Source organism: Geminocystis sp. GBBB08 (genome assembly GCF_016743215.1).
GTDB lineage: Bacteria > Cyanobacteriota > Cyanobacteriia > Cyanobacteriales > Cyanobacteriaceae > Geminocystis.
In genome coordinates, this window is sequence record NZ_VRZC01000049.1 from 1 (window position 1) to 23795 (window position 23795).

Below are 23795 nucleotides of genomic sequence, written 5' to 3' on the forward strand. Positions count from 1 at the left end.
TGAAATAAATCGAAACTTTAAATTAGTAAATTTGACTCTGTAGTATGCTTTAATCTTTAGTTATCAAGCTGTTTGAAAATATTTAATAATAGTTAAAATCGGAAACTGACAAAAGAGGGATAGTTAACCCAGATGCGTCTGAGCTTACTAACTTTGTGATATGTTGTTAATTGTTAATTATTCTTTATTTATTGTTATTGTGAGTTTATCCTATTTTGCCACCACTGCTAGAGGTTTAGAAGAAATTACAGCTCAAGAATTAGTTAATTTGGGTGCAACAGCTGTTAAACCTGAGTTTACTGGGGTATATTTTGAAGGCGATCAGACTTTATTATATAAGGTTAACTTATGGGCAAGAACAATTTTTCGAGTATTAAAACCAATTCACACCGTTAGAAGCTATAACCCACAAGAATTATATCGCAATGTAAGAGCCATGGATTGGTCAACATATCTACAACCTGATCATACTATAGCAGTCCGTTGCACTGGGAAAAATGAGGAACTTAATAATAGTCATGTCACTGCCATTCAAATCAAAAATGCCATCGTCGATCAGCAACAACAACAACACGGAGTACGATCAGATGTGGATACAGTTGAGCCAAATATAGTCATAAATGCTCATATTCATGAAAATAACTGCATTTTAAGCCTTGATAGTACAGGAGACAGTCTTCATCGCCGTGGTTATCGCTCTGCTATGGGATTAGCCCCTCTTAAGGAAACATTAGCTGCCGCTTTATTATATCTCACTGAATGGACACCAGAGCAACCTCTTGTCGATCCTTTGTGTGGTTCAGGTACTATTTTGTTAGAAGCAGCTTTGATGGGTTTAAATATCGCACCCGGATTATATCGGAATAAGTTTTGTTTTCAAAATTGGCCAGATTATGACGCTAAATTATGGGGAAGTTTATTAAAAGAAGCGGAAAGTAGCCAAAAAGAGCATTTACCCATTATGATTGGCACGGATGCTGATGCTGATGTAATTGTACAAGCTAAAAATAACGCTAAAGCCTGTGAAATTGGGGATCAAGTTCAGTTTTATCAACAGCATTTAGCAGATATTACTGCCCCAGCTGAGTCTGGTATTTTGATATGCAATCCGCCTTATGGTAAACGCATTTCTGACGTTGAGGCGTTATTTCCGTTATATAAATTGTTGGGAGATGTATTTAAGCAACGTTTTAAAGGTTGGACGGCTTATATTTTAACAGGTAATAAGGAGTTAAGTAAAAAAATCGGTTTACGCACCTCTCGCCGGATTCCTATCAATAATGGTGGTATTCCTTGCACATTATTAAAATATGAAATGTATTAATAAATTTTTATTATACAGCGCTTTTCAGATGAATAAGCCACATTGAATGGGCAATAGGTAATAGGCAATGGCTAAATTCTCAATTCTAATCAGCCCCATCGAACGGTAATGGGATCATACAGCTTATAATTAGGAATAAATCTAAACAAAAGTAAGGTTTATCAATGATACAGCAGGGGCAATTAGTTACGCTTGATATAGAAGATGTTAGTAGTGAAGGTAATGGCATTGGTAAAGTTAATCAACAAGTGGTTTTTGTGCCTAATACCGTTACTGGCGATCACATTTCCAGTCGTATTGTGAGAGTCAAAAAGAAACACGCAGAAGGCAAATTAGAGGAAATACAAGAAAATTCAAAATATCGTATTCGCCCCCGTTGTATAGTTGCCGATAAATGCGGTGGTTGTCAGTGGCAACATATAGATTACGAATATCAACTCAAAGTTAAAGAAAATCAAGTTAAAGAGACGTTAACTCGCATCGGTGGATTTAATAATTTTTCCGTAGAAACCATCTTATCTGACGATGATTTAGGTTATCGCAATAAAGTTAATTATCCATTGGGGGTATCAGAAACAGGCATAATTAAAGCAGGATATTATCAACATGGTACTCATCAAATTGTTAATATCAATCAATGTCCCATACAAGATCATCGACTAAATCCTTTATTAACAGAAATTAAACAAGATTTACAAAAATTAAACATTGCGATTTATGACGAAAAAACTCGAAAAGGTGCATTACGTCATCTTTGTTTTCGTATCGGCAAAAATACCGGAGAAATTTTATTAACTCTAGTTAGTGCCCAAGGGAGTAATCATGCCATAGAAAAACAAGCTCAAATATGGTTACAACGTTATCCTGACTTAGTCGGTGTTTCTTTAAATCATAATCCTAGTGCTACTAACGTTATTTTTGGCAAAAATACGGATTTATTAGCTGGAAGACTCTATCTCAATGAAATTTTTGCTGGTTTAACCTTTCATTTACGCCCCGAAACTTTTTTTCAAGTTAATACTACTGTTGCTGAAACCTTATTTAATCAAGTTTTAAACCAACTCAATTTACAAGGGGAAGAAACTGTAGTCGATCTTTATTGTGGAATTGGTACATTTACATTACCGATAGCTCAAAAAGTAAAACAAATCATCGGGATAGAATCTTATCACCTTTCTATCGAACAAGCCAACCGTAATGCAGAGATTAATGAGATTAACAATGTTAAATTTATCTTAGGAGAAGTAGAAGTTATTTTTCCTGAAATTAATGAAAAACCTGATTTAGTCATTCTTGATCCTCCCAGGAAAGGTTGTCAACCCCAAGTTATCGAAACCTTATTAACCATAAAACCCCAAAAAATAGTTTATCTCAGTTGTCATCCTGCCACCCTTGCTAGAGATTTACAAAAACTATGTGAAAATGGTGATTATAAATTAATTTTTGTGCAACCTGCTGATTTATTCCCCCAAACTCCCCATGTAGAAACTGCTGTAATTCTTGAACTTCAGTAATTTAATTATGACTCATTTAAACATAAAATCAGGCGATCGAGTGAAAGTAATAGAACTACCACCATATATAAAAACGGCTGATCCCATGCCTATGTTAAAATCAGCTAGTGTAATTTCTATAGGGGAAGAAGGAATTATTTTGAATCCACGCCCGGCTGGTTATTGGGCGATTCGTTTTACTCAAGGTTGTTTTTTGTTAGAAAGTAAATACTTTAAAATAATTAGGAATTAGGAATTAGGAATTAGGAATTAGGAATAACAGACAAGATGCCTATTCTACAGCTATAAATTATCAACTATAAATTATCAACTATAAATTATCAACTATTAACTATTCACTATAATTCTTTATGGCAAAAACAACTCCTAAAGAGATTTTTAAGAAAAGTTTTATTATTATTTCAGGCTTGGCTTTTGTATTGTTTTCGGCTTCTAGTGTTATTAAAATGATGACAAAACCTATTACTCCTCCTGTTAATCAAAGTCAGGGTGAAGATTCTTCCCCTAATGCAATTTTGCAAAAAGAAGCCAAAGGTTATGAGTTAGTATTAGAAAAAGAGCCTAATAACCGTTTTGCCTTAGAAAAATTGGTAGAAATTCATCTTCAATCCCGTAATTTAGCTGCGGCTTTGCCTTTAATGGAAAAATTGGTCAAAATTGATCCTGAAAATCAACGTTATCAAGAAGTTTTCAAAATTATTAAACAAGGTTTACAAGCACAAAAGTCTCAACCTCAATCTCCTCTTAATTCTCCTAACAATAATGAAGAAAATCAAAAAAAATAGTGTAAACTCTAAGGTTAATCTTTATTACTTCTTGATCTCACTATAGCATTTACATGAAAATTCCTGTTCTTGATTTAAAGCCTCAATATCAACAACTTAAAGCAGAAATTGATCAGGCGATCGCCAATGTGTTAGAATCGACACAGTTTGTATTAGGACCGGAAGTTAAACTCTTAGAAAGTGAAATTGCTAATTATTTAGGAGTTAAACACGCTATAGGAGTTAATTCGGGCACAGATGCTTTGATTATCGCTTTACGCGCTTTAAAAATTGAGCCAGGAGATGAAGTTATTACCACTTCTTTTTCATTTTATGCCACGGCGGAATCCATTAGTTTAGTAGGTGCAAAACCAATTTTTGCTGATATTCAAGCCGATAGTTTCAACATCGATCCTACCACCATTAAAGAGAAAATTACCAGTAAAACTAAGGCTATCATTCCAGTGCATCTCTATGGGCAACCTGCCGCTATGGCACAAATAAACACCATTGCCCAAGAATTTGGCTTAAAAGTGATAGAAGATTGCGCTCAGGCTTTTGGTGCTGTTTATCATGGAGATTGTAACCACTCTTATCAAAGTTGTGACGATAACCAACAACAAAAAATAACAGGAAAATATGTAGGCAGTATTGGAGATGTGGGGGCATATTCATTTTATCCCACAAAAAATTTAGGTGCTTATGGTGACGGTGGAATGATTGTTACCAATAGTGATAACATTGGCGAATTAGCACAAATGTTAAGAGTTCATGGAGCCAAGAAAAATTATCATAATGAATTATTAGGTTATAACTCTCGTCTTGACAGTTTACAAGCTTGTATTTTAAGGGTGAAATTAAAGTATATAAATCAATGGAATAAAGCTAGAAGAAATATTGCTGAAAATTATAATCAACTATTAGCTAATCACCCTAATATTATTACACCAACTATTACTAAAGGTCACGTTTTTCATCAATATACCATTCGAGTTACTAACGGAAAAAGAGACGCATTAAAAGATTATTTAGCCAATTTAGGTATAGGCAGTATGATTTATTATCCCATTCCTCAAGATCAATTACCAGTATATAAGGGACAATATCAACCTAATCCTATCACGATGAAATTAGCCCAAGAAGTTTTAAGTTTACCAATTTTTCCTGAATTATCTTTAGAAAAAGTAACAGAAGTTGCCCAAGCAATCAACAATTTTCAATAAATATAGCAATCCTATGGGAGATTTTTAGAGGTGTTAGCAATTAGCTTTCAGTGGTTAGCTTTGAGGTATAGTAAGATTTACAGATTTATTTTTTAATCTTTAAATTCTTCACCAATGATTTAGGATTGCTATATAACTTCAGGTGATCTAAATTTTCGATAAAAATAGGATATTGTAGTAACAATTGATGGAAAATTATCATAAATTAATTTTTTCAAGTTATTGACTAAATTTACTAGATCATTCCTCATTATCAATTATATAAAAGCGTTTTTTATGCTCATCAAAAAAGATACCGTATTCGATAAGTTGATCACCTTTTGCCTTCAAAAAACTATCATAACCAAAATATTTAATATAATCAGTTTTTTTCAACTTTTGCCATATTTGTTGACGAGGTAAATAAACTCTTTTACTAATATCCTCTTGAGGCAAATTTGATAATAATGGTTGAGCATTAGATTTATTTTGATGTGTATAATTATTTTTAATTTCCCATTGTGACTCTAATTTTTCAATTCTAGCCATTAGATGTTGTAGAGATTCACTGATGATAAAATTAACTTTTTCTTCAAGATTAACGTTATCTTTTTTATTGATAATGGTGTCAATAATTATTGGATTATTTTCTAAGCAAGAATCCATCAATTTTTCAATGACAACTAAATAGTTAATCTCATTTTTACCACACCATTCTTGAAATTTTATTAACTTTTTCCGATTAATTTTTACGGATACTAACTTATCACTATCACTATCACTATCACTATCATACATATCTAACTAACCTTTATTTATTTGATCAATTAAATGAGTTAATTCTGGTATAATGAGCTTTTCTAAACCTAGTTTAACAGCATTTTGTGATCCGGGTAAAGAAAATACTATTTTACCATTATATAATCCAGCCGTTGCTCTTGAAGCCATAGCTCGTGAGCCAATTTCTTGATAACTTAAAAAACGGAAAATTTCTCCAAAACCTGATAAAGTTTTTTCTAACATTTGATTAAGTATATCATAAGTATTATCTCTTGGTGAAATACCCGTACCTCCTGAAAAAATAATGCAGTTTAACTCTTGATTAGAAGTTAAATTTATTAATAAAGATTTTAGATCATCAGGGTTATCTTTTATAACTTGATAATGAATAATTTTATGACCGAAATTGATTAATATTTGTTGCATAATTTTACCGCTAATATCTGTTTCTTCATTGCGAGTATCGCTAACGGTAATAATTGCACAATTAACACTTTTTATCTGAGAATCTTGATGAGGAATAGCCATAAAATTTAGAATTTAGACATAAAAGTTTTTTAATAATTACTAGGATATTGACTATAATTAAAAATTTTGCCAAATAAATCTATTACTAAAAGTTTTTTTTTAAGATTATTCTTATGTTTATGGAATAAAATATTTGTAATTTTTAATTCCTAATTCCTAATTCTTTAAGACTTAGTAAAGCCTAACCCTTTGTCTTCTGCATAACGCTCCATGAAACGCATAAATCTATCCCATTCTTGAGGAGATTTGATCACATAAATTGCTTCTATCGCTTTAGGTTCACCGTTAATAAATTTACATTTTACTTCACGAGTTACCAATTCTCCCTCCTCATCAATCAAATACATTCCTGTAATTTCTTGAGTATTGCCACTTTCTAGTACTTTTGAACCTTCAAAACGAAATGTTGCAGTACCATTACTACCGTCCCGGGAACGAGTTAATTTAACATCAGGGATAGATTCTTCTACTATGCCTCTAGCAAATTCAATTTGAGCCATTAATGATATTTCCTATGATTTTTGATTAAACTATAACTTTACTAATCTTCTCATATGTTAGATTGTTATGAGTAAAGATAGAAAATAATCAGTTATTCCTTGATTTTGCAATGTCTCAAATTTTTGGTAAAATTAAGATGCTAACTTTCAATTCTGAAAAAATGGAATTATCCTTAGATTTTAATAATTATACTATATGGTCAATCTATACAACGATCGCTTTTTTTGTTTTGGCAATTCTCGGTTTCATCTTTAAATGGGGTTTTCGTTTTCGTTTAGTCGGTGCTACGGGATTTATGGGAGTATTAACTGTAGGTTTATTTGCCCTCAGTTTAGGTTTATTTAGTCGCCCAGAAGTACCTAATGCCGTAAAATTTAATTTAGTCTATGATACCGGTGCAAATCAAGCTGTAATTGCTGTACCGCCTACAATTACCCCTACTCAGTTAGAAGCTACCTTACAACAAGCCGCTATTAATTTATTCTCCTATGGTAGAACTTCCTCTAATGGAGATAGTAAACTAACTATTAGGGCTAGAACTCAAATACACCAAAAAAATGTTACTTATCCTTTATATCTTGGTCAAATTCGACGCTCTTTGATTCAAAAAGACGATCATGAAGCTACTGTAACCATTTTTGAAGATAGTTTTGCCAAGATGGAAACTCTTGTTAATTCTTAAGGAATACTTTCCCACCTCACTTATTTGATGTTATGTGATCTTAGTTACAATAGTATGGGTTATAAATAAGGTATCTTAGTTATATCACCTATTAAGTCACTCTCACTAAACGATAATATTTATGGCCATATCAACTATTTCGAGTAATCTAGGACAAGATCAAGAAATCTGGAACAGTCTGAAACAGGCGATCGCCAAAAGCTCTGGTTTTCAACGTTGGCAGAAAGAGAATAAATTAGAAATTAATATAGAAGATCAAGTTAAACAATATTTACGCTCAACCCTTGAAGCGATGGCTTATTAAAGATTTTTTTGTCAACCAAAATTCAGGACACGGAAAATTAGTCTGTGTCTTTTTTTTGTCAACATTGTAAAACATTACTCTTTGATAATTTAAAATAAACTATTCAGAGCCCAAAAATCGATCTCCACTATTCTAATGAAAACTTATCTTGTCGAATAACTTAAATATAGGTTATCATAAGTAAAGATAACAACGGGATGTAGCGCAGCTTGGTAGCGCGCCTGCTTTGGGAGCAGGATGTCGTAGGTTCAAATCCTGTCATCCCGATTTTTAAAATTCTTGTACAGTGCCAAATTAATTGTCATCGGTGACAAATTACTGTCATTGTGCCAAATTAAGTGTCGTGATGACAAATTCTGGTCGTTGAAGTAGCAGTGACAAATTAATGTCGTCAGTAAAATTATCCCATGATTAAATAATTGGCATCATCTGTGATATTTGCCGTTGATATTCTGCTAACAAAAAAGCTGTAGCGATGGCAACATTTAAAGATTCAACATTATTAGCTAAAGGAATTTTGACATTTTCAGTGGCTAAACTTGCCAATTCAGGCGATAAACCTTGAGCTTCGTTACCTAATAATAAAATAGTCGGTTTTGTAAAATCAATTTGCCAATGGGTTTTTTTCCCTTCTAAAGAAGTAGCTACAATTTGATAACCTTTAGCTTTATATTTGGCGATCAAAAAAATTAAATCGTTTTCTACTTTTGCCTGAATTTTAAACCATTCTCCCACAGACGATCGCATTACCTTTGGATTATCTAAGTCAACACTATTATTACTTAACCACAGAAAATCGACATTAGTGGCAACCGAAGTACGAATAATTGTACCTAAGTTACCTGGATCTTGAATGCCTTCGCCAATTAAGCCTAAACGGAGATTTTCAGGGGGTTGAGGAGGGGAAAAATGACGATAAGCAGTAGCGATAACACCATCAGGATTAACAGTAGTAGCAACATTTTTTATCACATCAGGGGTAACAGTTTCTACCCTTTGTGCTTGATTTTGTAATGCTTCCCAAAGAAGATAATTTTTTTTCTGCCATAATTCCGTTGCTAAAACTGTTACCAAAGGATAATTAACTTTACGAGCGACTTCTAATAAATTTGTGCCTTCTAATAAAAGTAAATTTTCTCGGTGTCTTTCCTTAGCTTTATGTAACTTACGAATTTGTTTAATTAGAGGATTTTGCAGACTGGTTAACATAATCAGTGAGAAATCATTGAATTGACATTTTAGATGCTTTCCTAGTTAATACAATTAATTTTGTCTAGGTATTTATTACTTATTACTCATTAGTGATTACCTATTGTCGATAATTAAACTCCTGCTTTAAATGCAATGCCTTCTTCGGTAAAATTAGAGTAATTTTGATTAATATTAGATCTTTCTCCGGCACCAACAAATAAATATGTACCTGGAAGGTTATTATTTTGGAAACGATAAAAACTTTGACCTTGATTTGATTCTGCACCTAAAACATAAAAAGCTAAACCTTCTTCCACAAAATTAGGATTATTTTGCTTAATACTTTGTCTTTCACTTTCCCCAGTGTATAAATATGTACCGGCAACGGCAGTATTTTGAAAACGATAAATCGGGATTAAATTATCACCAGGTTGTACTGCTACACTAAATGCAAAGCCTTCTTCCACGAAATTAGGATTATTTTGTTTAATGCTTTGTCTCTCACTTTCTCCTACAAATAAATAAGTGCCGGGTAAAGAAGTATTTTGAAAGCGATAAATAGAGGTATTTAATGAAGGGTTATTTTGATAAAATTCAGTACTACCAATATCTACAATATTATCAACTATACGATCGAAACCTCTTTGATCTGCGGTTAAAGGCGGTAAATTTAATCCTACACCATTGGCGATAGCATTACTACCTCGATTAATAGCAGGGCTACCTTCTAGTAAAGCATAGGTAGGAGTTAAACCACCGTTGTATTGAAGAGGACCAATTTGGGGATTTAAAGGATTAGTAATCGTACCAACTTGATTATTTTCAATGCCGTCAAATAAAATACCGTTCCCATTACCGATAAGATTATAAGAACTATTTAACTCGAAAAAACCTTCAATATCACCACTAAAAGTATTCCCTGAAGTTACACTTTGATTTAAAGCCACAATACTATTTTGTAGGACAGCAGGTATAACTTCCCCGCCAGTGGGTTGACTAATTAAAATACCAGCACCTACAGGGGCAACATTATTAACGATGGTAGAATTAACAATAACGACACTAGCACCGTCTGATAAAATACCACCACCACCAGCACCATTGGGAAAAGTTTCGTTCTCATTTCCTGAAAGAGTCGCTCTATTACCAGAAATTGTACTATTTCTAACAATTAATGTTCCAGTTTCACTATTAAGAATTCCCCCACCACCTTCTATTTTATCTACATAGTAAATAAATACATTAGCAGCGTTATTAATAATACTACTGTTGAGAATCTGTAAATTACCTGAATTATAAATACCTCCAGCATTAACATCAGAAATATTATCAATAATAGTTGTATTGTTAATTTCTAGCTCTCCTCGATTAGAAATACCACCACCATTGACATTGGCTACGTCAGTGACACGATCCCAACGAGTTTCATTACCAGTAATAATGCTATTGTTGATTTTTGCACCACCATTAGCATCAATTCTGATACCGCCACCGGCAAAGGATTCTGGATCTAGTGGTTCAGTACTACTTTTTGCAAAAGTACCTAAAGTTATGCCATTTTGAATAGTTATATTTTCTAGAGTTAAAAATCCATTTTCCTTAACATCAAAAATGCGATCGCCTAATGTACTAGCATCAATAATAGTATTATTTGGATTAGCACCGACAATACTTACTCTAGTTTGAATATCTATATCACCAGTGCGGGTAACAAAATCATCAAATAAACCTAAATTTGTTTCTGATTGTTCTTGAAAACGGAAATCTTCGTTACCCTGAATAGTTAAAGTATAAAACCCTTCAGGTATATTAATAACGTACTCTTTACCCGGATCTCTTTGTGCTATTAATACGGCATCTCTTATTGATAAACCATTAGAAGCGTTACCATCATTTTGATCAGCAAAAGTAGTAACAGTTAAGAAAACCTTAGGTAAACCACTACCATTACCACTACCACCATTAAGATCCTGTAAGATGATAGAATTTTCATTAATAAAGTCTGTGGGAATAAAATTATCTGATGATGTACCAAATTCTCGAACAATTCTGTCAAATTCTGCTTGTTTTGCTTCTATATCAATAGTATTCATATTTTTAATAAATTATATGGTGAGATGAAAAATTAATAAAAAGTAATAATTCTAAGTAATTATAGCAATAGACATTGGCAATGGGTAATAAGCAATAGGTAATGGGTAATAATGGGCAACGGAGCATCGGGGCAATGGTAAATTCTAAATTCTAAATTCTAAATTCTAAATTCTAAATTCTAATAAGTACTTGAATAACATAAATTGTCTATAAGCAAAGAGTTTAAGCCTTGTTTTTATATGCTCAAAAATAAACTTCTTGCAGAAGTCGGGCAATGGGCAATGGGCAATGGGCAATGGTTATTAAAATTGATGATTCCTCACCTTAAATGGATTTTAATTTTTATTTTGCACTCGTGTCTAATAAAATGCAGTATTAATTTTGTCCATCTACTTAATCATTCATTGAGGATGATCCCTAAAACTAACTCTTATGTGCTAAATAATTAAATTATAGATATAGTAGCAAAAGAGAGACCTTAACAATAATCTATGTCAACTTTAGTCATCGTTGAATCACCTACCAAAGCCAAAACCATCCGGAATTATCTACCGAAAGACTATCAGGTAGAGGCATCTATGGGGCATATCCGAGATTTACCCTCCTCCGCCGATGAAATCCCCGCTGAATATAAACAGTTTGAATGGGCAAGATTAGGGGTAAATATTGACAACAATTTTGAGCCTATTTATGTTATCCCTAAAGGTAAAAATAAAACTGTCCAACAATTGAAACAAGCCTTAAAATCTGCGGATGAGTTAATTCTGGCAACGGATGAAGATAGAGAAGGGGAAAGCATTAGTTGGCATTTATTACAGCTACTAAAACCCAAAGTGCCGATTAAACGGATGGTATTTCACGAAATTACTAAAGATGCTATTCAAAAGGCTTTATCCAATTGTCGTGACATTGATGAAAATTTAGTTCATGCCCAAGAAACACGGCGTATTCTCGATCGCCTTGTGGGTTACACTCTTTCACCACTACTATGGAAAAAAATCGCTGCCGGATTGTCAGCAGGTAGAGTGCAATCTGTTGCCGTGCGCTTATTAGTACAAAGAGAAAGAGAAAGACAGGCTTTTAAAGAAGCTCAGTATTGGGATTTAAAGGCATTGTTAAATCATGAAAAAACAAACTTCGAGGCTAAATTAACCATCTTGAAAGGGCAAAAAATAGCCAATGGTAGCGATTTCGATTCCAAGACAGGAAAGTTACTGAAAAACAAAAAAGTAATTGTCCTCAATGAAGAAGAAGCTACAGCATTAAAAGAGCGTTTAAAGGGCAAAATATGGCAAGTTGCTGATACAGAGGAAAAAGCGACTATCCGTAAACCTTCACCTCCTTTTACTACTTCAACGTTACAACAAGAATCTAACCGTAAACTAGGATTAGGGGCAAAAGATACCATGAGAATTGCTCAAAGTCTCTATGAAAATGGTTATATTACTTACATGAGGACTGACTCAGTACATTTGTCTGATCAGGCCATTGCCGCCGCTCGTAGTTGTGTAGAAGAAATGTATGGTAAAGAATATTTAAGTCCACAACCAAGACAGTATAAGACTAAAGCCAAAGGGGCTCAAGAAGCTCATGAAGCCATACGCCCAGCAGGTAGTACTTTTCGGATCCCTAAAGAGACAGGTTTGAAAGATAAAGAATTAAGGTTATATGACTTAATTTGGAAACGCACGGTAGCCTCTCAGATGGCAGACGCTAAATTAACCCAAATTGCGGTAAATATCGCCGTCGAAGACACTATTTTTCGTTCTTCAGGAAAAAGAATTGATTTTGCTGGGTTTTTCAGAGCCTACGTTGAAGGTACAGATGATCCTGAAGCCGCTTTAGAAAATCAAGAGGTTATTTTACCTAACTTGCAAGTAGGCGACAAGCCTCAATGTAAACAACTAGATGTTATTCACCACGAAACTCAACCTCCTGCTCGTTATACTGAAGCCTCTTTAGTGAAAACCCTTGAAAGTGAAGGCGTTGGCAGACCGAGTACTTATGCTAGTATTATTGGTACGATTGTTGAACGAGGTTATGCCCAATTACGAAATAAAGCACTAATTCCTACCTTTACTGCCTTTGCCGTTATTGCCTTATTAGAGAAAAATTTTGCTGAGTTAGTGGATACCAAATTTACTTCAAAAATGGAGCAAAGTCTTGATAATATTGCTTCAGGTAATGAAAAATGGTTGCCTTACCTTGACAAATTTTATCGAGGTGAATCGGGTTTACAAAATCAAGTTAAAATCAGAGAGACACAAATTGATCCTCAAACTGCCAAAGCGATAGAATTAGAGAATATAGACGTAACGGTAAAAATCGGTAAGTTTGGTGCTTATCTTGAGGCAAATTACGGAGAAGAACTCGTAAAATCCTCAATTCCAGCCGATTTAACTCCTTCTGATCTTGATCCTCAACAAATTGAAACATTATTGAAGCAAAAAGTTGAAGGCCCTCCCATTTTAGGAATACATCCTGAAACCCAAGAGCCGATTTATTTGTTAATTGGTACTTATGGTCCTTATGTACAATTAGGAGATAAACCTCAAGGTAAAGCCAAAAAACCAAAAACAGCTTCTTTTCCTAAAGGTATTCAAGCAGAAGATATTACATTAGAAATGGCGATCGGTTACTTAACTTTACCTCGTACCTTAGGCGAACATCCAGACACAGGAAAACCCATTAAAACCAGTTTAGGACGTTTTGGGGCTTATGTAGTTCATGATCAAGGCACGGAGGGTAAAGATTATCGCTCTTTGAAAAAAGAAGACAATGTGTTGACTATAAGTCTCGATCGTGCCTTAGAATTATTAGCACAACCCAAGGCAACCAGAGGAAGACGAGGAACGGCTACTCAAACACCATTGAAAGAGCTAGGACTTCATCCTGAAGATAACGAAGCAATTAACGTTTATCAAGGTCCTTATGGGGTATATTTTAAACATGGTAAAACTAACGTAAAATTACCAGACGGAGAGACAGTAGAAAGTATGAATTTAGATAAGGCGTTATTACTTTTAAAAGATAAAACTCCTGCTACAAAAAAAACTACTACTGCAAAAAAAACCACCACTAAAAAAGCTACCACTACTAAAAAAGCTACCACTACTAAAAAAATAACCACTAAAAAAATAACTTAAAAATCATTGTTATTGATTTGAAAATCCTGTGATTGTTCACTAAATTATCGATGAAAAAGTCTTTAGTGAAGACACGAAAAAGTCATTTTTAAAATCAATAAAAAATGTAAGTAAAATGCGTCGAGTGCTTATTAAACCCTTATTTTAAAAGATTTTTTACAGCTTACTGAGGTATCTTAAGAACATGATTACTACTCTGAAAACTTCGTTAACTTTAGAAGAGTTTTTACAACAACCAGAAACAAAACCTCCACAAGAATTTATTAACGGAGAAATTTTACAAAAACCCATGCCACAAGGAGAACATAGTACCATTCAATCCGAGTTTATTTCAACTCTTAATCGAATTGTTAAACCTAAAAAAATCGCTTATGCTTTCCCTGAATTGCGTTGTAATTTTGGAGGAAGATCCATCATTCCCGATGTGGTAGTATTTTCATGGGCTAGAATTCCTCGCACAGAAAAAGGAAGAATTGTTAATCGTTTTAATACTTATCCTGATTGGAGTATCGAAATTTTATCTCCTGATCAAAGTTATGTTAAAGTTTTAGATAATTTGTTATTTTGTTCGGAATATGGCACTCAATTAGGATGGTTAATTAATCCTGAAGAAGAAATTATTTTAGTCATTTTTCCTGAGCAAAAAGTTAAATTATTTCGAGGAGATGATTCTTTACCAGTTTTAGAAAATATTGATTTAAAATTAACTGTAAATGATGTTTTTAATTGGCTTAATATTGAATAACTAATATCTGCTGTTGGGAATCAGAAGACTATTAAAATCAATGGTTTAGAGATACTACATAACCAAAAAAGTGCGCAGTTTTAGCAAGGGGTTTAAACCCATTGTTTACTCAAAAACTTAACACTTTTGATATAATGTGTTTCTTTGACAAGAAGGACGATTTAGAGATGCGATCGCCTTTTGGATCGTATTTTCTTCTAAACAAGTGCCTCCTTTTGCCCCAGCCATAGTAGTAATATGTTCTTCCATTAATGTACCACCAAGATCATTACAACCCCACTGTAAAGCCTGTAAAGCACCATCTAATCCTAATTTTACCCAACTTGGTTGATGGTTAGGAATAATATCTCCTAAAAATAAACGGGCAACGGCAGTTAACTTTAAACTTGATTGTAAGTCAGGTTGATCTCTACCGACACGATTTCTTAAGGGTTTTGGTGCTTGTTCTCCCACAAAAGGCAGTAAAATAAATTCAGTTATCTTTGCTGGATAATTTTTTTCAAGGGCAATTTCTTGTACCGATCGCAATTTACTTAAATGTAATATTTGTTGTTCAGGAGTTTCGATATGCCCACATAACATAGTGCTAGTGGTAGGCATACCTAAAGCATGGGCTGTAGAAACAATTTCTAGCCATGTATCAGTGTTGAGTTTTTCGGGGCAAATAATTTTTCTCACCGTATCATCTAAAATTTCTGCCGCAGTACCTGGCATTGATCCTACTCCAACATCTTTTAAAGCCAAAATAACATCACCGTAGGTTAAACCATCTTGACGGGCGATAAATTCGACTTCTTGAGGAGAAAAAGCGTGTAAATGTAATTGAGGAAAATTATCTTTAATACCTTTTACCAATTGTCGATAATATTGCAGACTACTACCGTTTATTTTTGCTTCAGGATTCAATCCTCCTTGCATACAAATTTCTGTGGCTTTTTTTTCTACTGCTAAAACACATTTTGCCAAAATATCCTCTAAATTAAGCCAAAATGCCCCTTCTTGATGTGCATCTCGTCTAAAGGCACAAAAGCTACAATGCTGTTCACAAATATTAGTAAAATTAATATTTCTATTAATAACATAAGTTACTATATTCCCTACTTGTTCTTGTCTAAGGCCATCGGCAAAACATTTTAACCACGAAATCTCGTCATTTTTGGTAGATTTAAGTAAATCACGAGCCTCTTTAGGAGAGATAACCGTAGAATTTAACATAATTTTAGCAATATTTATATAATTTTATCTTATATTTTAATGAATAAGTAAACTCAGTTTCCACAACTTAAAAATAACTAAAAAAGAAATCCTGTTCATCTTTTCACCGTCAGCCCAAAAATAGTAATTCTCGACACCATAAACGTTGATCTGGTAGGATTAAAGGTTGTTCAAAAATATATATTGATAATGACTAATAAATATTCTATTACTTTATTGCCAGGGGATGGTATCGGTCCAGAAATTATGGCTGTCACCGTTGATGTATTAAAGGTAATTGCTCAACAGTGTGATTTAGAATTTCAGTTTCAAGAGGCTTTAATTGGTGGGGCAGCTATTGATGCGACTGGTAATCCTTTACCCCAAGAAACAGTTGATCAATGTCGTCAAAGTGATTCTGTATTATTGGCAGCCATCGGTGGTTATAAGTGGGATAATTTACCTCGAGAACAACGCCCAGAAACAGGATTATTAGGCATTCGCTCGGCTTTAAAATTATTCGCTAATTTACGTCCGGCTACTATTTTACCTCAGTTAATCGATGCTTCTAGCTTAAAACCGGAAGTGGTGGAAGGGGTTGATATTATGGTAGTACGAGAATTAACAGGAGGCATTTATTTCGGTAAACCAAAAGGTATTTTTACTTCCGAAACAGGTGAAAAAAGGGGCGTAAATACCATGGTTTATAGTGAATCAGAAATCGATCGCATTGCTAAAGTTGCCTTTGAAACCGCCCAAAAACGTCAAAAGCGATTATGCTCTGTGGATAAAGCTAATGTATTGGATGTTTCTCAATTATGGCGCGATCGTGTCATCAAAATGTCTGAACAATATCCTGATGTAGAGTTAACTCATCTATATGTGGATAATGCGGCCATGCAATTAGTACGCAATCCTAAACAATTTGATACCATAGTCACGGGTAATTTATTCGGTGATATTCTTTCTGATGCCGCTGCAATGTTAACAGGTAGTATTGGTATGTTACCTTCAGCTAGTTTAGGTAGTCAAAGTCCAGGTTTATTTGAGCCTGTACATGGTTCAGCACCTGACATAGCAGGACAAAATAAAGCCAATCCTCTCGCTCAAGTTTTAAGTGCAGCAATGATGTTACGTTACGGTTTAAACGAGCCTGCTGCCGCTACTAAAATTGAATCAGCAGTCTTAAAAGTCCTTGATTTAGGTTATCGCACGGGAGATATTATGTCTGAAGGATGTAAACCTGTAGGATGTCAAGAAATAGGTAAAGTTTTATTAGATGTTTTGCAATCTTAATTGGTGTTGAACAACACAACCAATTCTTCATTGTTAAGTTATAATAGACGATAAATTTACAAAGAGTCAGTCAGCCTAGTTCCCAAAATTAAATTTAATCAACAGGAAACGGGGAACCCAATTTAGGGGCTTATTTCTACATTTTTTGTAAAGAAGAACATCTCTCAGTTCTAGCCCGTCAGCTAACCTCGTAGGCATTGAGAGGAGACTAAAAGAATGAGCATTTTTAATGTTACCAACTCATTTAGGTATTCCTAATTTTGACATACTCTTCATTGATCATCCTTTTTGAATTTTGGGTTTAATTATCTGATGAATTATCACTAAAAATATTTTTTCACCAATTTAATAATTTAGGTTTTTTTCTAAATATTTACTAACTTGATAAGTGTATTTTTATCCGTTGATAAACTATTTTTATATACCTAAATATATAGAACTAAAAAACATTATCGTTTCAGTTTTTTATAATTTTTAAGAAAAATATTTATATCATGGAAAATATTTCTAGTATCATCTCCGCATCAGTATTTATTACAGTTATAGCACTGATTACAGCAGATAAAATACATTTAACAGTGGCAGCTTTATTAGGCGCACTGATACTTATTTTTACCCATACCCTTACACTCACAGAAGCCATTGGATACATAAGTAAAAGTCATGCAACTTTGGTCTTATTTTTTGGTGTTATGGTTTTAGTTAGAGCATTTGAACCTACTAAAATCTTTGAATATTTAGCTACTAAAATGGTACTAATTGCCAAAGGTAGAGGTAACGTATTGTTATTAGGTATTATTGGAGTTACTACCCCCATTTGTGCATTTTTGCCAAACGCTACCACCGTAATGCTATTAGCTCCGTTAATTCCCCCCCTTGCCGAGGAAATAGGAGTTAATTTCGTCCCTTTGCTTATTTTGATGGTTTTTGTGGCGAATAGTGCTGGATTGATTACTTTAGTGGGTGATCCTGCTACTTTTATAGTCGGAGATGCTATTAATATTAGTTTTCTTGAGTATCTTCAACGGTTAAGTATTGGTGGGTTGATTGCTGTTATCACCGTTGCTGTTATAACACCGATCTTATTTCGTGATATTTGGAATACAAAATTTACTCATTTAGAAGATTTACCCCATCCTAAAGTTAATCACCCCAGAATGTTAGCTTTAGGGGCTTTAATCATGAGTTTTGTACTGTCATTCTTTGTCTTTGGGGATTCTTTAGAAGTGCCCGTTTCTCCCGCTGCCGTAGCTCTATTGGGTGCCGCTTTAGCTTTATTATTAGCTCATCATAGTAAAATTGATACGGTTCATAATATCTTAAAAGATGTAGATTGGAGTACTCTCATTTTCTTCATGTCTATTTTTGTTTTAATTGGTAGTTTAGAAAAAACAGGAGTAATAACAAGTTTATCCGCAGTTTTAGCTTTCGTTTTAGGTAAAAATATTTTTCTTGGCTCAATAGTTTTAATGTTTGTCGTTGGATTACTTTCTAGCGTTGTACCTAATATTCCTCTTGTCGTTGCAATGGTACCTCTATTAAAAGAATATTTAGTCAATGTAGGATTAGTGGGTGCTGAAGTATTAGATTCTAATTTTGCAGGGCAATTTCCCTTAGAAGTTTTACCCTTATTTTATGCCATGATGTTTGGTGCAACCTTGGGAGGTAATGGCACTTTAGTTGGTGCATCTTCCAACATTGTAGCGGCGGGGATAGCAGAGCAACATGGAAAAGAAATTTCTTTTAAGACTTTCCTTAAATATGGATTGCCCATGATGGGAGTACAATTAATTGTTTCTGCCGTTTATCTAGGATTATTTTTCCTTTTTTAATACAAAGTTAATAATTTGTTGGATTAATATTTTTCTTTTCTTAGATAATGGATGTTTGATTAATATAATAGTTAATCAGTAATTATCAACCTATTAAATTTTAGAGGGGGAAAAACAATGATTCCTACCATTAATAATGGTAATCAAACTACAGTAACTAAAGGAGTTCCAGATTTATTCGATCCTAATATACTCAAATCTGCTAGGGCAATCTATCAAACCTACTGTTATTTTCATGTTAAATTAGCCAAACCCCCCATTGGGGTAGCTATCGATCGCAAAACTCATCGAGGTCAATTATTATTTACTAAACGTCCTATTTTATTACCTTGGGAAAATTTTATCCCCATTAATCAAATAGAATCTGAGACATATTAAATCAATTTTGTCAAGATGATTAATTTTTGTCTGATAGTCTTGTGGAGTAATTCAGTAATTTTAATAATTGTAGATTCTTTTTAATTTCCTACTGATAAAATTTTAAATTCTCTGAATCTACATATAAATTATTCTAATAACTGAGTTAAATATTATATGTATGGTAACTTACAAGAAATTGATGTTAACTCTCTTTTTTCTTTTATTAGTACACAGCAAAAATCAGGAATTCTTTTTCTGGAAAACGAATCTTATTTTACGGAGAAAAAGTTATTTTATTTTATCTTTTTTGATAGGGGCGATATTATTTTTGCCGGAGATGAATCCTCTTTCAATTTACAACGTCTTCAAGAATATCTAATTTATTATCAAAAAGATGATCAAATTCAAAATATTGAAGAAAAATTAATTGATTCTATCGGTATTACTGAATATGAAGCTATTTTAATATTAAGTCAACAAAAAATTATTACCATAAATCAAGAAAAAATTCTTTTACAAAAAATTATTGAAGAGGTTTTATTTACTATAATTACTTTAACTAAAGGTAATTTTACTTGGCAAGAAAATTTTAATTTACAACCGTTAATTAGCAGATTTAAAGTTGATTCTATTGTCCCTAAAATTACTAATTATACCCAAAATTGGCAACAACTAAAGCCCTATATACAATTTCCACAACAATTTCCTTTGATTGCTGATAATCTTCGATTAAAATTATTTGTTAGTCATAATCTTTATCGTACTCTATGCACAAAAATAGATGGAAAAACTACATTTTTACAATTATCTCGTTATTTACATGAAAATTTAGCTACTATTGGGCAAATTATTTATCCTTACATAGAAATGGGATGGATTAAAATTAAAACTCCTTTTTTATTATCCACTATTCATCAATATTCATCCACAAAAACTTTTAATATAGTTTGTATAACTCAAGATAAGAATTGGGCATTTAAAATAAAAAGTTTGTTAAGTTTAGAAAAATATAAGTTTTTTATTTCTGATAATTTTGTAGATGGATTAAACTATCTTTTCACATCCTCAATCGATTTAATTATTTTAGACTCAGAAATTGATAATCAAGAAGAATATAAATTATGTAAAATAGTTCGTACCCTTGAAAACAATAAACATGTTCCAATTATTTTAGTAGTTAGTAAATATAACTTTAAACATAACTTAACCGCCAAAATTAACGGCGTAACGGATTCTATAACTAAAAAGATATTTAATCAAAATTTATGGAAAATTTTGGATAAGTATTTATAAATTTAGCTTTGATAGACCAATAATTCTGTTATAACAAAACAATTGTCACATAAATGACTTACGAGCAAGAGCTGTCATCCCGTTGTTAGCAAGATTTATAGAGAGAGACCTCACCATAATGAAAAACGCTATAATTTATATTAGTAGAGTTAATCAAAGTGAAAACCATGAGTTTAAAAGAACAAATTGGAGAAGATATAAAATCGGCAATGAAAGCCAAAGATAAAATTCGCTTAGAAACTGTCAGAAGCATTAAAAAGGTTTTATTAGAAAAAGAAGTAGAATTGCGAGGAAAAGGTAAAAACAGTTTAACCCCAGAGGATGAAATTGAAATTTTAGTACAACAAGCAAAACAAAGACGAGATTCTATCCAACAATATCTTCAAGCTAATAGGGCAGATTTAGCAGATAAAGAAAAGTTAGAATTAGAGATTATTGAAACCTATCTTCCTGCCCAAATTTCTGATACAGAATTAGAAGAAATTATTAGTAATATTATCACCCAAGTGGGAGCAACAACCCCTAAAGATTTAGGAAAAGTTATGGGAGTTGCCATGAAGGAATTAAAAGGCAAAGCAGACGGTAAAAAAATTCAAGAATTAGTAAAATCTCAATTGACTTAACTTAACTTTATTTTATTCAGTGATTTTTTTGCTCTTTAACAATTCCTTTTCAAAAAGTTTGACATTGATAGAATATTTTTAAGAGGCTTGTAGTAAGGGATAAATCCCTTATTATGTTAATTTTTAGCAATGCCTGTCATTTAATTAATCTATAAAATTTTCACCTTTTGATTTAGGATTGCTCTATTTTGCAAAATTTAATTTTAGGAATAAGTATATCTTCAACGATACCTATTCCAGAAAAACCCCATCGTGATAATAATAATTTTAGCTGAGAAAAAGAAAGAGATTCAACAATAAATAAATCTTTATATTCTGGACTATGATGATTAATATAACCTAAAGCATCAAAATTTTCTTGAAAAACAAATAGAAAAGATTCTTTTTCATGAATTTTATTCTCAATATTTGCCACCAAATATTTGCCATCTTGCTTTGATCTTAACAAATAAAAAACTTCACTAAACATATATAATAACTAATAATTAATAACGAACTTTACCAAAATTTTTTTGTTACTATTGTGACATAAAATTAATCAACCTCAACCATAATGACAAAAATTAGGGAGAAATACCTGACTAGAAGCCACCTAAAATACCTAGATAAAAAACTCTTGCCCTTTTATCTAAGTAGGTAACTAAAATAATAGTATATTTTACTTTTCTCAAATCCCTAATAACAATGGGTAACAAAGGGTTTAAACCTCTTGCCTTGCTTTTTTTTCTATATACAATTAATTTTGACAAGGTAGTTATCCTCACCCAAAAAAATTTCCTGCTACTGATTTATTCTCATAATCCTTAGAAATGCAGATTAATTATTAAATGATAAAAATACAAAACATTATGAAAAAAATCTTACTTATTACTCTTGACTCATTATTGCCAAAAAAATTATTATAAATAACTAAAAATTAAAATGATACAAGCCTTATTAAAAGATAACTATTTAGACTTTGAAGAATTTATTGACTGGTATCCTGCATCAAGTGAATATCAATATGAATTACATAATGGAACTATTATTAAAATGCCAAAGCCAAAAGGGAAACATTCAGAAATAGCTAGTTTTTTAATTACCGAATTAACTCTCGAAATAAGAAGATTAAAATTACCTTATTTTGCTCCTAAAGAATGTTTAATTAAGGGCGATCGCTTTTCAGGATATGAGCCAGATGGGATTATTTTAGATAAAAAAATGGTAGAAAATGAGCCATTATGGGAAACACAATCAACATTATTAGCAGGAAAAGCCGTTAAATTAATTATTGAAGTTGTCAGTAGTAATTGGAGCGATGATTATGCTTTAAAGTTAGATGCTTACGAAAATTTAGGCATAAAAGAATATTGGATTGTGGATTATTTAGGCATAGGAGGACGTAAATTTATTGGTTATCCCAAAAAACCCACATTAACTATTTATACCTTAGACAATGGAGAGTATCAAGGTGAAAAATTTAGAGAAAATGAATTTATTAAATCAACGATTTTCCCTGAATTAAACCTTAACACTGAACAGATTTTTAGTGCTGATTTATAAATAATAGAAGAACATTTAGACTAACCCTCTTTACAATTCAGATGGTGATAGAGGAAACTAGATACTTTAAGATAATCAAAATTTAAAATATAAGTAGGGCTAGTGAAAAAGTCTTGATTGTAAGGTAAGGAAAAAGGAAGTTTCTAAGAATTTTTGACTATTAATTTAATAATATACTTCACTGTGATAAATAGATTAACCATTAATAATAGCTCACCAACAGGTGTAATTCATTCAGTCGAAACTTGTGGTACAGTAGATGGACCTGGTATTCGTTTCGTTATCTTTACCCAAGGATGCCCCCTCAGATGCTTATATTGTCATAATCCTGACTGTCGTCATTTGGAAGATGGGAAAACCGTCACTGTCGATGAATTAATCACCGAAATTGAGAAATATAAATCTTATTTTAAGTATTCTGGTGGTGGTGTTACCATAACAGGTGGTGAACCATTAATGCAACCAGAATTTGTAAAAGCCATTTTTCAAACTTGTAAAAAAATTGGCATTCATACAGTTTTAGATACTTCTGGTTATGTTAATTTAAACTCAGCAAAACCTGTTTTAGAATATACAGATTTAGTATTATTAGATATTAAATCATTTGAGCCTAATATTTATCATAAATTAACCAGTGTTTCTCTTGAGCCAACTTTAATTTTTGCCCGTTATTTAGCACAAATAAATAAACCAACATGGATAAGATTTGTTTTAGTTCCTAATTTAACAGATTTTGACCATAATATTCATGGATTAGCCCAGTTTATTGCACCGTTTAAAAACGTTGAAAAAGTAGAAATTTTGCCCTTTCATAAAATGGGTGAATATAAATGGGAATCATTAGGTTATGATTATCAACTTAAAGATACTCAACCACCTT

Annotated in this window: 23 protein-coding genes, 1 tRNA gene and 1 riboswitch; of the genes, 17 read left to right on the plus strand and 7 right to left on the minus strand. The window is 32.5% G+C overall.

The genetic code is table 11. From position 1 onward, the window contains the following. Positions 1-199: 199 nt before the first annotated feature. The 5 genes from FWJ34_RS08320 to FWJ34_RS08340 all read left to right on the plus strand — a co-directional run bounded on the left by FWJ34_RS08320 (position 200) and on the right by FWJ34_RS08340 (position 4825). A complete protein-coding gene (locus FWJ34_RS08320) occupies positions 200-1324 on the plus strand; it encodes a class I SAM-dependent RNA methyltransferase (RefSeq protein WP_308254878.1) in 1125 nt (374 codons plus the stop codon). 164 nt (positions 1325-1488) lie between these two features. After that, positions 1489-2838 carry a 23S rRNA (uracil(1939)-C(5))-methyltransferase RlmD gene (gene rlmD, locus FWJ34_RS08325; RefSeq protein ID WP_308254858.1) on the plus strand — a complete coding sequence of 450 codons (1350 nt, stop codon included), beginning with the start codon at positions 1489-1491 and terminating at the stop codon, positions 2836-2838. A gap of 7 nt (positions 2839-2845) precedes the next feature. After that, positions 2846-3070, plus strand: coding sequence for a regulatory protein SipA (gene sipA / locus FWJ34_RS08330; protein ID WP_308254859.1), 225 nt, complete (start codon positions 2846-2848; stop codon positions 3068-3070). A 118-nt stretch (positions 3071-3188) separates the two neighbouring features. Further along, positions 3189-3623, plus strand: coding sequence for a hypothetical protein (locus tag FWJ34_RS08335; protein WP_308254860.1), 435 nt, complete (start codon positions 3189-3191; stop codon positions 3621-3623). Between the two features lie 53 nt (positions 3624-3676). After that, complete coding sequence (locus FWJ34_RS08340; protein WP_308254861.1) at positions 3677-4825, plus strand: DegT/DnrJ/EryC1/StrS family aminotransferase; 1149 nt, start codon at positions 3677-3679, stop codon at positions 4823-4825. A 240-nt stretch (positions 4826-5065) separates the two neighbouring features. Here FWJ34_RS08340 and FWJ34_RS08345 read toward each other — a convergent pair whose 3' ends face one another. The 3 genes from FWJ34_RS08345 to psb28 form a co-directional block, all read right to left on the minus strand. Continuing rightward, entirely contained in the window at positions 5066-5602 is a 537-nt protein-coding gene (locus FWJ34_RS08345; RefSeq protein ID WP_308254862.1) for a hypothetical protein, read from the minus strand. Between the two features lie 6 nt (positions 5603-5608). After that, on the minus strand, positions 5609-6112 hold the full coding sequence (locus tag FWJ34_RS08350; protein WP_308254863.1) for a MogA/MoaB family molybdenum cofactor biosynthesis protein: 504 nt from the start codon (positions 6110-6112) through the stop codon (positions 5609-5611). Between the two features lie 164 nt (positions 6113-6276). Beyond that, positions 6277-6612 carry a photosystem II reaction center protein Psb28 gene (gene psb28, locus FWJ34_RS08355; protein ID WP_308254864.1) on the minus strand — a complete coding sequence of 112 codons (336 nt, stop codon included), beginning with the start codon at positions 6610-6612 and terminating at the stop codon, positions 6277-6279. Between the two features lie 161 nt (positions 6613-6773). Between psb28 and FWJ34_RS08360 the strand changes: the two genes are divergently transcribed. The 3 genes from FWJ34_RS08360 (at position 6774) to FWJ34_RS08370 (ending at position 7866) form a co-directional block, all read left to right on the plus strand. Then, positions 6774-7295 (plus strand): Ycf51 family protein, encoded by a 522-nt coding sequence (locus FWJ34_RS08360; protein WP_308254879.1) that lies wholly within the window; start codon positions 6774-6776, stop codon positions 7293-7295. A gap of 121 nt (positions 7296-7416) precedes the next feature. Then, positions 7417-7599 carry a hypothetical protein gene (locus FWJ34_RS08365; protein WP_308254865.1) on the plus strand — a complete coding sequence of 61 codons (183 nt, stop codon included), beginning with the start codon at positions 7417-7419 and terminating at the stop codon, positions 7597-7599. Positions 7600-7792: 193 nt separating this feature from the next. Beyond that, positions 7793-7866, plus strand: a tRNA-Pro gene (locus FWJ34_RS08370). 144 nt (positions 7867-8010) lie between these two features. Here the strand turns inward: FWJ34_RS08370 and FWJ34_RS08375 are convergent. Continuing rightward, a complete protein-coding gene (locus FWJ34_RS08375; RefSeq protein WP_308254866.1) occupies positions 8011-8808 on the minus strand; it encodes an RNA methyltransferase in 798 nt (265 codons plus the stop codon). 113 nt (positions 8809-8921) lie between these two features. Next, entirely contained in the window at positions 8922-10883 is a 1962-nt protein-coding gene (locus FWJ34_RS08380; RefSeq protein WP_308254867.1) for a choice-of-anchor Q domain-containing protein, read from the minus strand. Positions 10884-11375: 492 nt separating this feature from the next. Here FWJ34_RS08380 and topA point away from each other — a divergent pair, with 492 nt between their 5' ends. Both topA and FWJ34_RS08390 read left to right on the plus strand, forming a co-directional pair. After that, entirely contained in the window at positions 11376-14030 is a 2655-nt protein-coding gene (gene topA / locus FWJ34_RS08385) for a type I DNA topoisomerase (protein WP_308254868.1), read from the plus strand. 184 nt (positions 14031-14214) lie between these two features. Then, on the plus strand, positions 14215-14775 hold the full coding sequence (locus FWJ34_RS08390; RefSeq protein ID WP_308254869.1) for a Uma2 family endonuclease: 561 nt from the start codon (positions 14215-14217) through the stop codon (positions 14773-14775). 117 nt (positions 14776-14892) lie between these two features. Here the strand turns inward: FWJ34_RS08390 and cofH are convergent, their stop codons facing one another. Further along, the gene (gene cofH, locus FWJ34_RS08395; RefSeq protein ID WP_308254870.1) at positions 14893-15990 is read right to left on the minus strand and encodes a 7,8-didemethyl-8-hydroxy-5-deazariboflavin synthase subunit CofH; all 1098 of its coding nucleotides are present in this window, start codon (positions 15988-15990) and stop codon (positions 14893-14895) included. Positions 15991-16179: 189 nt separating this feature from the next. Here cofH and leuB point away from each other — a divergent pair, with 189 nt between their 5' ends. The 5 genes from leuB to FWJ34_RS08420 all read left to right on the plus strand — a co-directional run bounded on the left by leuB (position 16180) and on the right by FWJ34_RS08420 (position 21373). After that, the gene (gene leuB / locus FWJ34_RS08400; RefSeq protein ID WP_308254871.1) at positions 16180-17265 is read left to right on the plus strand and encodes a 3-isopropylmalate dehydrogenase; all 1086 of its coding nucleotides are present in this window, start codon (positions 16180-16182) and stop codon (positions 17263-17265) included. 62 nt (positions 17266-17327) lie between these two features. Continuing rightward, positions 17328-17477, plus strand: a riboswitch (cyclic di-AMP (ydaO/yuaA leader). Between the two features lie 282 nt (positions 17478-17759). Next, positions 17760-19097 (plus strand): ArsB/NhaD family transporter, encoded by a 1338-nt coding sequence (locus FWJ34_RS08405; RefSeq protein ID WP_396231779.1) that lies wholly within the window; start codon positions 17760-17762, stop codon positions 19095-19097. Between the two features lie 117 nt (positions 19098-19214). Continuing rightward, positions 19215-19475, plus strand: a complete 261-nt coding sequence (locus FWJ34_RS08410) for a hypothetical protein (RefSeq protein ID WP_308254872.1) — start codon at positions 19215-19217, stop codon at positions 19473-19475. A 156-nt stretch (positions 19476-19631) separates the two neighbouring features. After that, entirely contained in the window at positions 19632-20750 is a 1119-nt protein-coding gene (locus FWJ34_RS08415) for a response regulator (protein ID WP_308254873.1), read from the plus strand. Positions 20751-20917: 167 nt separating this feature from the next. Then, a complete protein-coding gene (locus FWJ34_RS08420; protein WP_308254874.1) occupies positions 20918-21373 on the plus strand; it encodes a GatB/YqeY domain-containing protein in 456 nt (151 codons plus the stop codon). A gap of 172 nt (positions 21374-21545) precedes the next feature. Here FWJ34_RS08420 and FWJ34_RS08425 read toward each other — a convergent pair whose 3' ends face one another. Further along, positions 21546-21842 carry a hypothetical protein gene (locus FWJ34_RS08425; RefSeq protein WP_308254875.1) on the minus strand — a complete coding sequence of 99 codons (297 nt, stop codon included), beginning with the start codon at positions 21840-21842 and terminating at the stop codon, positions 21546-21548. Between the two features lie 452 nt (positions 21843-22294). Between FWJ34_RS08425 and FWJ34_RS08430 the strand changes: the two genes are divergently transcribed. Together FWJ34_RS08430 and pflA are read left to right on the plus strand one after the other, a co-directional pair. Continuing rightward, positions 22295-22915, plus strand: a complete 621-nt coding sequence (locus FWJ34_RS08430) for a Uma2 family endonuclease (protein WP_308254876.1) — start codon at positions 22295-22297, stop codon at positions 22913-22915. Between the two features lie 183 nt (positions 22916-23098). Next, positions 23099-23795: pyruvate formate-lyase-activating protein (pflA, locus tag FWJ34_RS08435; protein WP_308254877.1), on the plus strand; the 697-nt coding region annotated here is incomplete at its 3' end.

Coding starts and splice junctions, on each gene's coding strand:
- FWJ34_RS08360 (WP_308254879.1), top strand. CDS start 6,774: ATGGAATTATCCTTAGATTTTAATAATTATACTATATGGTCAATCTAT.
- FWJ34_RS08425 (WP_308254875.1), bottom strand. CDS start 21,842: ATGTTTAGTGAAGTTTTTTATTTGTTAAGATCAAAGCAAGATGGCAAA.
- FWJ34_RS08375 (WP_308254866.1), bottom strand. CDS start 8,808: ATGTTAACCAGTCTGCAAAATCCTCTAATTAAACAAATTCGTAAGTTA.
- topA (WP_308254868.1), top strand. CDS start 11,376: ATGTCAACTTTAGTCATCGTTGAATCACCTACCAAAGCCAAAACCATC.
- FWJ34_RS08390 (WP_308254869.1), top strand. CDS start 14,215: ATGATTACTACTCTGAAAACTTCGTTAACTTTAGAAGAGTTTTTACAA.
- FWJ34_RS08380 (WP_308254867.1), bottom strand. CDS start 10,883: ATGAATACTATTGATATAGAAGCAAAACAAGCAGAATTTGACAGAATT.
- leuB (WP_308254871.1), top strand. CDS start 16,180: ATGACTAATAAATATTCTATTACTTTATTGCCAGGGGATGGTATCGGT.
- FWJ34_RS08420 (WP_308254874.1), top strand. CDS start 20,918: ATGAGTTTAAAAGAACAAATTGGAGAAGATATAAAATCGGCAATGAAA.
- FWJ34_RS08340 (WP_308254861.1), top strand. CDS start 3,677: ATGAAAATTCCTGTTCTTGATTTAAAGCCTCAATATCAACAACTTAAA.
- cofH (WP_308254870.1), bottom strand. CDS start 15,990: ATGTTAAATTCTACGGTTATCTCTCCTAAAGAGGCTCGTGATTTACTT.
- FWJ34_RS08415 (WP_308254873.1), top strand. CDS start 19,632: ATGTATGGTAACTTACAAGAAATTGATGTTAACTCTCTTTTTTCTTTT.
- sipA (WP_308254859.1), top strand. CDS start 2,846: ATGACTCATTTAAACATAAAATCAGGCGATCGAGTGAAAGTAATAGAA.
- FWJ34_RS08365 (WP_308254865.1), top strand. CDS start 7,417: ATGGCCATATCAACTATTTCGAGTAATCTAGGACAAGATCAAGAAATC.
- psb28 (WP_308254864.1), bottom strand. CDS start 6,612: ATGGCTCAAATTGAATTTGCTAGAGGCATAGTAGAAGAATCTATCCCT.
- FWJ34_RS08350 (WP_308254863.1), bottom strand. CDS start 6,112: ATGGCTATTCCTCATCAAGATTCTCAGATAAAAAGTGTTAATTGTGCA.
- FWJ34_RS08405 (WP_396231779.1), top strand. CDS start 17,760: ATGGAAAATATTTCTAGTATCATCTCCGCATCAGTATTTATTACAGTT.
- FWJ34_RS08345 (WP_308254862.1), bottom strand. CDS start 5,602: ATGTATGATAGTGATAGTGATAGTGATAGTGATAAGTTAGTATCCGTA.
- rlmD (WP_308254858.1), top strand. CDS start 1,489: ATGATACAGCAGGGGCAATTAGTTACGCTTGATATAGAAGATGTTAGT.
- FWJ34_RS08410 (WP_308254872.1), top strand. CDS start 19,215: ATGATTCCTACCATTAATAATGGTAATCAAACTACAGTAACTAAAGGA.
- FWJ34_RS08335 (WP_308254860.1), top strand. CDS start 3,189: ATGGCAAAAACAACTCCTAAAGAGATTTTTAAGAAAAGTTTTATTATT.
- FWJ34_RS08430 (WP_308254876.1), top strand. CDS start 22,295: ATGATACAAGCCTTATTAAAAGATAACTATTTAGACTTTGAAGAATTT.